General features: G+C 44.5%; 9 protein-coding genes and 2 tRNA genes. 5 read left to right on the plus strand and 6 right to left on the minus strand.

Annotated elements, in window-relative coordinates; translation table 11 throughout:
- Nucleotides 1–95: 95 nt before the first annotated feature.
- Complete coding sequence (locus tag T426_RS0115250; protein WP_025865403.1) at nt 96–1,418, minus strand: PhoH family protein; 1,323 nt, start codon at nt 1,416–1,418, stop codon at nt 96–98.
- A gap of 112 nt (nt 1,419–1,530) precedes the next feature.
- Between T426_RS0115250 and T426_RS0115255 the strand changes: the two genes are divergently transcribed.
- Nucleotides 1,531–2,829 carry a bifunctional folylpolyglutamate synthase/dihydrofolate synthase gene (locus T426_RS0115255; protein ID WP_027585925.1) on the plus strand — a complete coding sequence of 433 codons (1,299 nt, stop codon included), beginning with the start codon at nt 1,531–1,533 and terminating at the stop codon, nt 2,827–2,829.
- Between the two features lie 56 nt (nt 2,830–2,885).
- Here the strand turns inward: T426_RS0115255 and T426_RS0115260 are convergent.
- The 5 genes from T426_RS0115260 to T426_RS23930 all read right to left on the minus strand — a co-directional run bounded on the left by T426_RS0115260 (nt 2,886) and on the right by T426_RS23930 (nt 7,617).
- Nucleotides 2,886–2,960 (minus strand) — tRNA-Val (locus T426_RS0115260).
- 31 nt (nt 2,961–2,991) lie between these two features.
- Nucleotides 2,992–3,066: transfer RNA gene (locus tag T426_RS0115265), tRNA-Val, on the minus strand.
- A 174-nt stretch (nt 3,067–3,240) separates the two neighbouring features.
- Nucleotides 3,241–4,035, minus strand: a complete 795-nt coding sequence (locus T426_RS0115270; RefSeq protein ID WP_025864304.1) for a 3-keto-disaccharide hydrolase — start codon at nt 4,033–4,035, stop codon at nt 3,241–3,243.
- A 91-nt stretch (nt 4,036–4,126) separates the two neighbouring features.
- The gene (locus T426_RS0115275) at nt 4,127–4,381 is read right to left on the minus strand and encodes a hypothetical protein (RefSeq protein WP_025864305.1); all 255 of its coding nucleotides are present in this window, start codon (nt 4,379–4,381) and stop codon (nt 4,127–4,129) included.
- Nucleotides 4,382–4,560: 179 nt separating this feature from the next.
- Nucleotides 4,561–7,617, minus strand: coding sequence for a serine hydrolase domain-containing protein (locus tag T426_RS23930; protein WP_025864306.1), 3,057 nt, complete (start codon nt 7,615–7,617; stop codon nt 4,561–4,563).
- A gap of 214 nt (nt 7,618–7,831) precedes the next feature.
- Between T426_RS23930 and T426_RS0115285 the strand changes: the two genes are divergently transcribed.
- The 4 genes from T426_RS0115285 (at nt 7,832) to T426_RS23935 (ending at nt 13,036) form a co-directional block, all read left to right on the plus strand.
- Nucleotides 7,832–9,007 carry an exo-beta-N-acetylmuramidase NamZ family protein gene (locus tag T426_RS0115285; protein ID WP_027585926.1) on the plus strand — a complete coding sequence of 392 codons (1,176 nt, stop codon included), beginning with the start codon at nt 7,832–7,834 and terminating at the stop codon, nt 9,005–9,007.
- Between the two features lie 3 nt (nt 9,008–9,010).
- On the plus strand, nt 9,011–10,480 hold the full coding sequence (locus T426_RS0115290) for a sodium:solute symporter (RefSeq protein ID WP_027585927.1): 1,470 nt from the start codon (nt 9,011–9,013) through the stop codon (nt 10,478–10,480).
- A gap of 111 nt (nt 10,481–10,591) precedes the next feature.
- The gene (locus T426_RS0115295) at nt 10,592–12,007 is read left to right on the plus strand and encodes a hypothetical protein (protein WP_051538788.1); all 1,416 of its coding nucleotides are present in this window, start codon (nt 10,592–10,594) and stop codon (nt 12,005–12,007) included.
- 6 nt (nt 12,008–12,013) lie between these two features.
- Nucleotides 12,014–13,036, plus strand: coding sequence for an endonuclease/exonuclease/phosphatase family protein (locus T426_RS23935; protein WP_036984467.1), 1,023 nt, complete (start codon nt 12,014–12,016; stop codon nt 13,034–13,036).
- Nucleotide 13,037: the final 1 nt, after the last annotated feature.

Consider the following 13,037-nt stretch of genomic DNA (forward strand, 5'->3'; position numbering starts at 1 on the left):
AACGGATTGAAAATTTCAACAGCCTGAATATAAATGGCGGGAATTGGTTTAAGAAAGGATGTCATCGCTCAGTAGCGATGACATCCTTAAGTGTTTTACAGTAAATCGCTGGCTAACTCAGCCAGGTAGCTGCGTTCGCCTTTCACCAGGTTGATGTGTGCAAACAGGTCCTGACCTTTCATCTTGTCGGTGAGAAAAGCCAGCCCGTTCGACTGCATATCGAGGTACGGCGAGTCAATTTGCATGATATCGCCGGTGAAAATCATTTTGGTGCCTTCGCCCGCACGGGTAATGATGGTTTTCACTTCGTGCGGCGTCAGGTTCTGCGCTTCATCGATGATGAAGAAACAGTTGGAGAGACTTCGTCCCCTGATGAAGGCCAGTGCCGTAATCACCAGCCGTTCGTCTTTTTGCAACTCTTCGATTAACTGAACCTCGGTGCTGCGTGGATTGAAGCTTTTCTTAATCACCGAAAGGTTATCGAAAAGCGGCTGCATATAAGGCGATACCTTTTCTTCGGCGTCTCCCGGAAGGAAACCCAAATCGCGGTTACTTAACGCTACAATAGGACGTGCCAGCAATGTAGTGTCGTAGAGTTTGTGTTGTGCAATGGCCGCGGCCAAAGCGAGCAGCGTTTTCCCGGTACCTGCTTTCCCGGTAAGGGCAATCAGTTTTATCTCCGGGTTTAAAAGAGCATCCAGCGAAAAGGTTTGTTCCGCGTTGCGGGGTTTTATGCCGTACGCGGTGTGTTTGTCCACCCGTTGAATGGTTTTGGTAAACGGATTGTAATGGGCGAGCGCGCTCGAACGGTTTCCTTTCAGAATCAGGTATTCGTTGGCAAAAGGTGAGTCTCCAATTCCGGCTTCTTCCAGCGAAAGCGATTTGTTGTCGTATAATTTGGCGATGAGTTCGTCATTGTACTCATTCATTTCCCTGATACCTTCGTAAAGCACATTGACGTCGGTGATTTTGTCGTTTTTGTAATCTTCCGATTCGATGTGCAGCGATTTGGCTTTCATCCGGAGGTTCACATCTTTGGTCACAAAGATGGTTTTCCTTTCGGGATATTTATCCCGAACAGCTTCGGCGATGGCCAGAATACGGTGGTCGGGAATGTCATCGCGGAAGGATTCTTTCATTTGCTTGGAAAAAGGCTTCCCGGTTTCGATAATGAGTTTGCCTTTTTTCGGTCCAAGCGATAATCCTCCGTTGAAGAGGTCGTCGCCGACGATTTCATCCAGAATGCGCACAAACTGACGGGCCTGAAAATTAATCTGATCACTGCCTCGTTTGAATTTATCCAGCTCTTCCAAAACAGTGATCGGGATAACAACGTCATTGTCTTCGAAATTGTAGATACACTTGTGGTCATGCAAAATGACATTAGTGTCGAGGACGAATACTTTAGATTGCGTCATATTCGTAGGGTTTGAAGGGTTTGCTTTTAAAGGTAGTATTTTTTGCATCCGGTGTACGGCAGGTCGAAATGAATTTACGAACTTTAACCCGTTGATAAATTCTTTTCACATTATGGACAGATTTGAAGCGACACTGAGATATTTATACGAGCAATTGCCTTTTTACCAGCGTAAAGGACCGGCAGCGTATAAAAATAACCTGGATAATACGCTGGCGCTGGATGAGCTTTACGGACATCCGCACCGATTATTCCGGAGCGTACATGTGGCCGGAACGAACGGAAAAGGATCGGTTTCGCATATGTTGGCGAGTGTGCTTCAGGAAGCAGGTTACCGGGTGGGACTATATACCTCACCGCACCTGAAAGATTTCAGGGAACGTATTCGGGTGAATGGTGTGAAAATTCCGAAAGAGGAGGTTGTGCGCTTTGTCGACGATTTCATGGCTCGTAACCAGCTTGAGAAGATGGAACCGTCGTTTTTTGAGTTGACTGTAGCCATGGCATTTGATTATTTTGCCCGCGAACGTGTTGATATAGCGGTGGTGGAAGTTGGTTTGGGCGGTCGTCTCGATTCCACGAATATCATTACTCCAGAGGTGTCGGTTATCACGAATATCAGTCTTGACCATGTGGCATTGTTGGGAAATTCATTGACTGAGATTGCCGGTGAAAAGGCCGGTATCATGAAAAAAGGAATTCCGGTAGTGGTAGGGGAAACCATGAAAGAAACGGCTCCGGTTTTCACCGAAAGGGCAGAAAGTCTGGGCATTCCGCTGAGGTTTGCCGATCAATTGTATCAGACCGGCTATTCCATGGCTTCGCCTGAGGGAAAGCAACTGTTCAATGTGCGCTATAATAATACACTTCGTTTCGAGCAGCTTCAGCTGGATTTATTGGGCCAATACCAGGGACGGAATCTTTGCACAGCTTTGGCCGCCATGGATGTTATGAAAGAACGGGGCTGGAAAATTTCGGACGATGCCTTGTACAGGGGCATGGAACACCTGGTGAAAAATACCGGTTTACTTGGACGCTGGCAGGTGCTTGGTGCGAACCCCCGCATTGTTTGCGATACGGGGCATAACGAGGCCGGGGTCCGTGAAATTGTACATCAGATACATCAGACTCCTTATAAAAAACTGCACTTTGTATTGGGAATGGTCAACGATAAGGATGTGAGCAGCGTTTTGCGGCTCTTGCCGAAGGATGCCGTTTACTATTTTACCAAGGCGTCCATTCCAAGGGCAATGTCGGAAAATATGCTGGAGTTGAAAGCAACTGATTTGGGATTGAAAGGACAGAAATATCCGACAGTTGTCGAGGCGCTGACTGCAGCAAAGCAGCATGCTGAACCCGACGACATGATTTTTATTGGTGGAAGTACCTTTGTGGTAGCGGAAGTACTTTAGCTTTTTCTTCCAAAAGGGCATAAAAAAAGGATTCCACAGAAGTGAAATCCTTTGAGTGGGAACTGCTGGATTCGAACCAGCGACCCTCTGCTTGTAAGGCAGATGCTCTGAACCAACTGAGCTAAGCTCCCTAAAAAAAATAAAATCCTAAATATGAACGTGTGGGAACTGCTGGATTCGAACCAGCGACCCTCTGCTTGTAAGGCAGATGCTCTGAACCAACTGAGCTAAGCTCCCGCTTTCGTTAAAAGCGTTGCAAATATAGATTTTTTTTGTTTCCTGCAAAAACAGATGACAAACTTTTTAGCCGATTTATTGCTATACACGATTTCCGAAACGGCTTATTCTGCCTGCTTCTTCCGCAAGATTCTCATTGGGAAGAAATTGGGGAGTGTGACTGATGCATCTTTGCTAAAAGTCAGAAGGTAATTCCTTGATGCGTTTTATTCTGATGTTGCGGATGAACAGCTCTCCACCTTCCGATTGCAACTGAATTTTGCCCTTTACTAAGGGTAGCAGTTCTCCGTTAACCCACTTGCGTGAGTCATAACTGACCATGTTTACTTTGCCGTTGATGACGTGAACGGAGGTACTGCCAAAGCAATACAGGTCGATGGAGTTCCATTCGCCGAGTGGTTTTTCGTAGTCGGCACTTTTGGAGCAAATTTTTGCGGCTTCGTCATTTCCGAAAGCCACCTGTGCCTCGCCAGTCTGGTAGATGTACTGATTTCCGTTTTTTATACACGGGATTTTACTATAAGTGTCGCCCATGCAATATAAGTCTCCTAAATTGCCATGTTTCATTTGCAATTCGTGCGAATTCATCCAGACGTTGAGGGCTGAACCAAATGGTCCGTAGCTGTGATAGAGTAATCCGGAGTTACGTTGAGAAAAGACAAGCTTTCCCCATTTAAACTCGAGATGGAGGTGGTAATTCTCAAAGGAATTCCGGGTTGCCAGGGAAGCGTTGATTTCGCCTGATATCCTGATAGCAGGTTGTCCGTCTTCTTTTACTACCGAATAAATCTTCATTGGATCTTTCTTGATACCAAGTGGTTTTCCTCCTTTTTCGAGTGGGCCGACATAGGTTTCCCATCCTTTCAGATTTTTTCCGTTGAACAGGGAGCGCCATCCGGCAGCTGATTGGGCTTCAGCCCCCATATACCAACCGGAGAGTAAAAAGAGAATCAGAAATATTTTTCTCATGATTGTGAAGGTTAGCGTCTGTTGGGGAAGGTACAAAAAAAACTGCCTCAGGTTTTGAGGCAGTTAATAGATTTTTTTCTCTTTAATATTTTTATACTTCGTGATGTTGAAGAATTTCTTCCGCTTTTTCGAGGATCGTAGTATCATCTAAAAGAACGATACCGCCATTGGGGCCTTGTTCGAGGTGCATTCCAACTGCTTTGCCTTTTTCATAATTTGCTCCGCCGAAATAGTTCCTGACGGTCTCAACCTCAATGCCTAATTCTTCAGCAATGTGGTGGATGGCACCGTCAGGCAAACTGTCTTTAATTTTCCTGAGCTCGTTGAATGTTATTTTCTTTGTCATAGCGGTAGGATTTTATCTTGTTAATAAAAAGATTTGGAAGTAAAACATGTATCACCTTAAAAATAAAATTAAATATTTAATAACCCAACGGTAACATCGATTACACTTCTGTTATTACGTAAAATTCACATTAATTAACAAATAAAAACCCGCTCGAATTATTCGCAATTATCAGAAAATCAAAATGGTGGATTCTCGCCTGACAGGTAGTCGAGTCCGTTTTTTTGCGAATGTTTTATAACATGTTTCTGCTCTTCTCCTTCGCTTTTTAATCCCCGTTTAAGTGCATCATAAACAGCTTGGTGCAGGCGGGGTCTTAAGTTCAATTCGTAGAGTTTCCGGTCGTTTCGGGTAGGATAAACCCGGTTGGAAAAGAACATGAAAAGAAGCCTGTTTTCCGGATCGGCCCAGGCAAATGTTCCGGTAAATCCACTGTGCCCAAAACTCTTTGTACTGGATGACGGAGCCGGATAAGCTTCATCGATTGTTTTTTCACTGTTGTCAATCAGTGGTTTGTCGAATCCGAGTCCCCGCCGGTTATCGTTCTCGGGGAACTGGCAGCGGGTCCATTCTTTCATAGTCGCTTCACTTATGTAGCGTTTCCCGCCGTATGTCCCGTAATTCAGATACATCTGAATGATTTTGGCTGCATCGTTAATGGTTCCGAAAAGCCCCGCATTACCCGAAACGCCGCCCATCATGGCTGCCCCCTCGTCGTGCACAAATCCTTGAATTTGCCGGTGGCGGAAGAACGTGTCGTCTTCAGTGGGAATCATGCGGTTGATAGGATATTTCAGATAAGGATTGTAGGTAACCGTTGATGCTCCCAGTGGTCCGTAAAAGTTTTCGTGTATGTATTTCTGATAATCCTCTCCCGTCAGGTTGGCGATGATTTGTGGGTAGAGATAAAAGGTCAATCCGGAATACACATATTGCTTTTTAGGCAATAAAGGTGATTTATCAATGTCGGAATATATGGTGTCAATAAAGCTGTGATTCAGGTACATTCTATCGCTTACGCGAAGAGAATACTTCCTGGTAGGACGATGTCGAATGTATCCATGTTTAAACCGCCCGTTAGGTTTCACGATACTTCTCCAGTAGGGAATCCATGCTTCGAGCTGTCCCTGGTGGGCCAGTATGTCGCGAACGTGGATGTTGGCTTTGTTGGTATTGTTCCATTCGGGCCAGTATTTCGAAAACTTATCGTCGACATTGAATTTCCCCTCGTCTGCCAGTTTCATCAATGCCGGCAACGGACCGGTTACTTTAGTCAATGATGCAAAGTCGTAGATGTCGGATGGTTTTACTGGTATCTGGTCGTTGTAGGTTCTGTATCCATAGCATTTGTGGAAGAATATTTTTCCGTTTTTCGCCAGCAATATCTGACATCCGGGATATGCTTTTTGCGTAAGGCCGATGTTCACCAGCGAATCGATGCGTTGTTCCAAGTAGTGAGAATCGATTCCAACAGCTTCGGGAATTGTGTAGGAAAAACGTCCCAATGTTTTCGTTTGTATTCCGGTTCCAGCCGGGAAAAACTGATTTAGCGTAACCGGTAATTTTCCCTTCGCAGCAATGCCACCAAAGATCATCTGTGCAGCCAGGCTTTCAGCATCATCGGTTTCCTGGTAAGCCATAACGACGGAACGGGCATCGTTGAGGTCACGAAATGCGTTGGCCGCATAGGCATTACCGAATAATACCACAACCGAGTTGTTCATTTTACTGATGATATTTGTTGCATCGAGCTGAAGTTGAGTTAGATGAAAATTGTCCTGAGGAGTCATCCAAAAGTTATTGACCGCGGCAATCACCAGGTTGTAATTTTTCAACTGAGGAAGAAGCTCCTGAAGTGCTTTGCGGGGGGCATTTTTATCAATATGGAAATTGTCGACTTCCATATATTCCCCCAGTGCTTTTTGAAATACAGTATCGTAATCACGGCCGATGCTGACGGTCGCGATGTGTAAGGTATCAAGTTCCTGAAGAGGTAACAGGTCGCCTTTATTTTGTAAAAGCGTGATACTATGCCTGGTCAATTCACGGGAAGTCAAATGATAAAGCGGCTTCTGCAAATCTTCGTAGAGGCTATCTGTTTTTACCGGTTTCCAGTTGTTCAGACCAGCCCATCGTTTTACCATTAATACCTTGCGGCACTTTTGGTCGATTTCTTCTTTGGTAATCTTTCCCCGTTTTACTGCCTTTTCGATGGCTTTGATGGCCGCTTTCGGATCGGTGACAAACTCCAACATGTCGTTGCCGGCAGCTAAAGCCATTACATCAGCTGTTCCGGGACGTCCATCCACTTTTGCGCCATTCATGTTCATGGCATCGGTCACGGTGAGCCCTTGAAATTCCAGTTCATCGTGAAGCAGTTGTCCGGTAATTGGCTTCGAAAGTGATGCAGGTGTACCGGTTGAATCTAATGCTGGCACATCGAGATGACCTACCATAATGCCGCCAACTCCTGCATAAATCAACCGGTGAAAGGGCATAATTTCGAGGCTGTCAAGGCGTGTCTTGTCAAATGGAATAACCGGAAGTGTTTTGTGCGAATCTTTTTCAGTATCGCCGTGTCCGGGGAAATGTTTGGCGGTAGGAAGAATATTCTCTTCTTGCATTCCCAACGCATACATCATTGCTTTCCGGGTGACATTTTCTACATCCTGACCATAAGAGCGGTACCCGATAATTGGATTCTTAGGATTGCTGTTGACATCGGCCACCGGTGCAAAATTGACTTGAATGCCCATCCTTTTGCATTGCTGACCAATGTCTTTCCCCATCTGATAAACCAACGAGTCATCTTGAACGGCCCCAATAGCCATGGCGTCAGGGTAACTAATGCAACTATCGAGGCGCATTCCCAACCCGTTTTCCGCATCAATGCCAATTAACAAAGGAACCTTTGATGCCTGCTGGAATTTATTGGTTAATTGTGCCTGACGTACCGGTCCACCTTGAAAGAAGACCAGACCTCCGATTTTATTTTCGGCTATCTGTTGTAAAATCGACTGGGTGTGGGCTTCATCGGTGTTAGAATAGGCTGCAACAGTAATCAACTGGCCAATTTTTTCATCAAAGCTAAGTGATTGAAATACCGAATCGACCCACGCGTCGTTCTCGTATGCGTAGAATGGTGGCCGGACTGGATTGGCGGCTTGATTCATAACCGGGTGAAAGAGGATGATAATGAGGTTGATTAATCCAAGCAGGTTTCTCTGGAGCTTCATGATGTCATAAGTTGTAGTGATGGACAATTTCGATTTTCGTAAAATTAGTAAATGGATTGTACTGTGTCTGTTTATTCCGTATTAGAAATCGTTATTTTTACTTCAGGGTTTGTCATAAATTTGTATTTTAGTCGGAAGTAATATGTATGACAAATTTAAAGTCTTAATTGATTAATCCTAACAATTTTCTGAATCGTTTATAAAAACTAAACCCGTGAAAAATCATATCCTGTTCTTATTTTCCGTTTTTCTCTTTTTCTCTTGTGTAAACGCGAATGAAAAACAGATAATCGTTGGTGCCGAACAACCCGGAAAATATTTGCCGTTGCTGGAAGGTAAAAATGTGGCACTGGTGGTAAATCAAACCTCCATGGTAAATGGTCAGCACCTGGTTGATTTTCTGCTCGAAAAGCAAATTCCGGTGAAAGAAGTTTTTGCGCCTGAACATGGCTTCAGAGGTAAGGCTGATGCAGGGGAACAGTTGGAAAATACGGTTGATAAACAAACGGGCTTGCCGGTTATATCGATTTATGGAAAAACGAAAAAGCCTAGCCCGGAGCAGTTAAAAGGAATCGATTGGGTTGTTTTCGATATACAGGATGTCGGTTGTCGTTTTTACACTTACATCAGTACCATGCATTATGTGATGGAGGCTTGCGCCGAAAACGGAGTGAAAATGATGATTCTCGATCGCCCCAATCCCAACGGCGATTACGTAGCCGGATCCATTTTGAAACCCGAATTTCGCTCATTCGTGGGGATGGATCCCATTCCGGTGGTGCATGGTTGTACCGTTGGAGAACTGGCTCGGATGATCAATGGCGAAGGGTGGCTGACAAATCATGAAAAAGTTGATTTAACAGTCATCCCGGTTAAAAACTACGCTCATCAGGATCGGTATTCTTTGCCCGTGAAACCTTCACCCAATCTACCGAATGATTTGTCGATTCGTTTGTATCCGTCGCTCTGTTTTTTCGAGTCCACCAGTGTGAGTGTTGGGCGGGGAACTTATTTTCCTTTCCAGGTGCTGGGATATCCTAATCCAAAATTTGGTTCCTTTTCGTTTACGCCCGAGAGTATTGTTGGTATGGCCAAATCGCCGCCTCATTTGGGTGAGAAATGTTACGGAGAAGATTTCAGGGAACTGAAGAGTGTACCGCGCTTTACGCTGAAATACTTTTTGGATTGGTATCATCGCTTTCCTAATGAGAAGGATTTTCTGACCCGCGAGCGTTGGTTTAATTTGCTGATGGGAACAGATGCTGTGATTAAACAAATCAGGGAGGGAAAGACTGAACAGGAAATTCGCGCGTCATGGAAACCGGAACTCGATGCCTATCGACAGATTCGTAAAAAATATCTCCTATATCCCGATAACGCCCAAAACTAAATCATGAATCCATTTATTGTGCTGGCCGTCATTGGCGGTTATTTTCTTTTGCTGATACTTATTTCGCGCTTAACGGCGAAAGGGGCAAACTCTGATACTTTTTTCACGGCTAACCGGAAATCGCCCTGGTATGTGGTGGCTTTCGGAATGATTGGGGCTACGCTCTCGGGCGTTACTTTTATTTCCGTTCCCGGAGAAGTCGGGAGCTCGGCTTTTTCCTATTTTCAATTTGTATTGGGTAATTTGGTAGGATACTGGGTTGTCGCCGGAGTACTCTTGCCCATGTACTACAAGATGAATCTGGTTTCGATTTATGGTTACCTCGAAGAACGATTTGGGCCGGCGGCCTATAAAACCGGTTCGTTCTTTTTTCTTCTTTCCCGTACGATCGGGGCGGCTTTTCGGCTATACCTGGTGGCTGGAGTATTGCAACTCGCTTTTTTCGATGCGTTTGGTATTCCCTTTTGGGTTACCGTAATGATTAGCATTTTACTGATTTGGGTGTATACCTACCGGGGAGGAATCAAAACCATTGTGTGGACCGATACCTTGCAGACCACATTTCTGATTCTGGCAGTCGTTCTGACGATTAATTATATCCTGAACCATTTTGGTTGGTCGGTGGGAGAAGCTTTCCGGCATATAACTGATCATGCCGATTCCAAGATATTTCATTGGGGATGGAAATCGGGAAATAATTTCTTCAAACAGTTTTTTGCGGGGATGTTTGTCACGGTCGTTATGGTTGGCCTTGACCAGGATATGATGCAGAAAAATCTGACATGCCGGAATGTAGGAGAAGCACAGAAAAATATGCTCTGGTTTAGTGCCAGCTTTGTAGTAGCAGTAACCTTGTTTTTGGGATTGGGCGTTTTGCTTTACATGTTTGCTGCGCAGACGGGAACGCCTATTCCGGAAAGGACGGATGATTTGTATCCTTTGCTGGCGATGAACAAGATGAGCCTATCTATTGGTATTGCATTCTTGTTAGGAATTACTGCGGCAGCCTATTCGAGTGCTGATTCGGCTTTGGCTTCGTTAACCACGGCATTTTGTGTCGATTTTCTGAAGTTTCAGAAGCGGACGGATGATAAAAAGGAGAAGCAGCGAAAAATGGTGCACGTTGGTTTTTCAGTGATTCTGTTCTTCGTAATTGTGCTTTTTCGGGTGATTAATGACGAAAGTGTGGTGGTGGCACTTTTTAAAGTAGCAGGATATACCTACGGTCCGTTACTTGGATTGTTTGCTTTTGGGATGTTTACAAAATACGAAGTGAACGACCGTGCTATTCCCATTCTGGCTGTTGCTGCTCCACTCATAAGTTGGGCCATCGATACATGGTCGGAACAATTGCTGTTTGGTTATCGATTTGGTTTTGAAATTCTTATTTTAAATGGAGCATTGATGTTTCTCGGTCTTTTTCTTTTTCGAAAAAAAATATTTCGAAAGTTAAAAAATGTTAAAGGAGTTTAATAATAATTATTATATTTGAGCATGGGGAGGTCGCTACTTCCCTGGCCGTGATGATGTTATTGAGGGCGCATATTTAAACTTATGAGGGGCTTTTGTAAAATACTGGTTGTTATGGTGTTGGTGTACCTTTTTGCTTCCTGTGAAAAGGAAAACATCAATTCATCTAATGATGCCCTTCTGCGTTTCTCAACCGACACGGTTGCCTTCGATACCATTTTTACCTCCATTGGGTCGCCCACCCGTAATGTTCGTGTCGTTAATCCGACCAACAGTACCCTCGTAATTTCCTCAATCAAGCTGGCTGGCGGCAATAAAAGTGGATTCCGTTTAAATGTAAATGGAGAAGTAGCCAATGATGTTTACGATGTCGAAATCCCTCCGAATGACAGTATCTTTGTTTTCGTGGAAGTAACGCTCGGTGAAAACGGGGGAAACATACCCATGGTCGCTGAAGACTCTATTGTTTTCAGTGTAAACGGTATTATGCAGGATGTTAACCTGATTGCCTGGGGACAGGATTTTAAGCGAATTAATTCCAAGGTGATTGGGACAACTACCTGGACAAATGAAAAGCCTTACCTGGTGTACAATTATGCCTATGTAGATTCCGGGGCTGTTTTGACGATCGAGCCGGGAACCATCATTTATTTTCATGATGGCGCCGGATTTTATGTGAAAGGTTCGCTTGATGTTCAGGGGACAAATGATGAGCCTGTTGTTTTTCAGGGAGATCGACTTGAATCGATGTATGGTGATTTACCTGACCAGTGGAGCGGCATCATTCTTTTTTCCGGAAGCCATAATAACCGGTTTGAACACGCTGTTATCAAAAATGCCAATATTGGATTGCAGGTGGGAACTATTGAGCATGAAGGGTATGCGTCGGTCGATCTTGCAGATACCCGGATTGAGAATATGAGCTGGGCCGGCATTTGGGCCATGAAATCGAAAATACTGGCAAGTAATTGTGTAATATCCAATGTGCGATATTACAATACGGCCTTATTGTTGGGCGGTGATTATCAGTTTTATCATTCTACGTTTGCTAATTACTATAATGCACTTTCTACGGGCATCAGGAATACGGAAACATTGATTGTATCCAATTACCTGGTCGACAGTAAAACCGATATGCGTTATGTGGGGAATATGACGCAGGCTACGTTCGGGAACTGCATTGTTACAGGGAACAGGTCGAATGAGTTACTGGTGCGCATGGATAAGAAGGGCGAGGCCAATTATCTTTTCGACAATTGCCTGTTGCAGCTTAGCGATACAATTGATATCGATAATAACTCCCATTACCTGGGAATTCTTCGAAATGCCGACCCGCGTTTCATTGATCCGTATAACGGGAACTTCCAGCTGGATACACTTTCCTCTGTAAAAGACATTGGTAAACTGAGTTATGCCAAAATGTTCCCGAATGATTTCCTAGGGGAAAGTCGGTTGGATGATGCCGGACCCGACCTGGGAGCCTACGAACGGATTGAAAAGGATCCACAAAAAACGGCTGATTCGAAATAACTGCATATGTCATTGCCGATACTGGCTATTTTACTGATGGTTAATCTTCTCTCTTCTGAACCACAATCTGCTTCGAAAAATGATTTCCACATTGTATTCTACAATGTGGAAAACTTGTTTGATGTCAAAAATGATCCGGAAACCAAAGATGATGATTTCACCCCTGACGGGAAGAATCACTGGACCTATCATCGGTTGGATGCAAAGCTTCAACATATTTATAAAACGCTGATTGCAGCAGGGAAGGGCGAATTTCCTGATATAATTGGTCTGGCGGAAATAGAAAACCGATGGGTGCTCAAGCGCTTAATCGACAATACGCCGCTGAGCCGGGTTCCTTATGGCATTATTCATAAGGATTCGCCGGATCCGCGTGGTATTGATGTGGCATTGCTTTACCGAAAGGATCGGATCGATCCGGTTGACTTCGATTTTTTGCGCGTGGTGAAAGAAGGGAAGAGGCAGTTCGAGTCACGCGATATCCTTTACTTTTCCGGGCGTTTAAACGGTGATACAGTCCATTTCTTTGTCAACCACTGGCCATCACGCTATGGCGGTTATATGGCAACAAAGAAGAAGCGTAACTTCGCCGCACGTATTTTACGGCAACGAATCGATACCATTTTTAAAAGTGAACCAGACGCGCGCATTTTACTGATGGGCGATTTTAATGCGACCATGAATGAAGGCTGTCTGCGGGATGTTTTGCGCGCTGCTCAATTTACAAACATCAATGGAAAAGATTCACTGATCAATCTTACAAGTAATTGGAGAAATGAGTCCATCGGAACGTTGAGGAATCAGGGGCAATGGGCTGTCTTCGATCAGTTTATTTGTTCGCCTTCGTTGCTGGATGGAGGACAACTCAAACTGGATCTTTCCCGAACCCATATTTGTCATGAAGCCTTTTTGCTGGAAGCAGACGAAAAATACCTGGGCAGTAAACCTAATCGTACTTACCTGGGGCCAGCTTATCACGGAGGTTTCAGCGACCACCTTCCGATAGTAACCGTATTACATTACGAGTAAC

Source organism: Prolixibacter bellariivorans ATCC BAA-1284, from assembly GCF_000621705.1.
Lineage (GTDB): Bacteria > Bacteroidota > Bacteroidia > Bacteroidales > Prolixibacteraceae > Prolixibacter > Prolixibacter bellariivorans.

Coding starts and splice junctions, on each gene's coding strand:
- T426_RS0115250 (WP_025865403.1), bottom strand. CDS start 1,418: ATGACGCAATCTAAAGTATTCGTCCTCGACACTAATGTCATTTTGCAT.
- T426_RS0115255 (WP_027585925.1), top strand. CDS start 1,531: ATGGACAGATTTGAAGCGACACTGAGATATTTATACGAGCAATTGCCT.
- T426_RS0115270 (WP_025864304.1), bottom strand. CDS start 4,035: ATGAGAAAAATATTTCTGATTCTCTTTTTACTCTCCGGTTGGTATATG.
- T426_RS0115275 (WP_025864305.1), bottom strand. CDS start 4,381: ATGACAAAGAAAATAACATTCAACGAGCTCAGGAAAATTAAAGACAGT.
- T426_RS23930 (WP_025864306.1), bottom strand. CDS start 7,617: ATGAAGCTCCAGAGAAACCTGCTTGGATTAATCAACCTCATTATCATC.
- T426_RS0115290 (WP_027585927.1), top strand. CDS start 9,011: ATGAATCCATTTATTGTGCTGGCCGTCATTGGCGGTTATTTTCTTTTG.
- T426_RS0115295 (WP_051538788.1), top strand. CDS start 10,592: ATGGTGTTGGTGTACCTTTTTGCTTCCTGTGAAAAGGAAAACATCAAT.
- T426_RS23935 (WP_036984467.1), top strand. CDS start 12,014: ATGTCATTGCCGATACTGGCTATTTTACTGATGGTTAATCTTCTCTCT.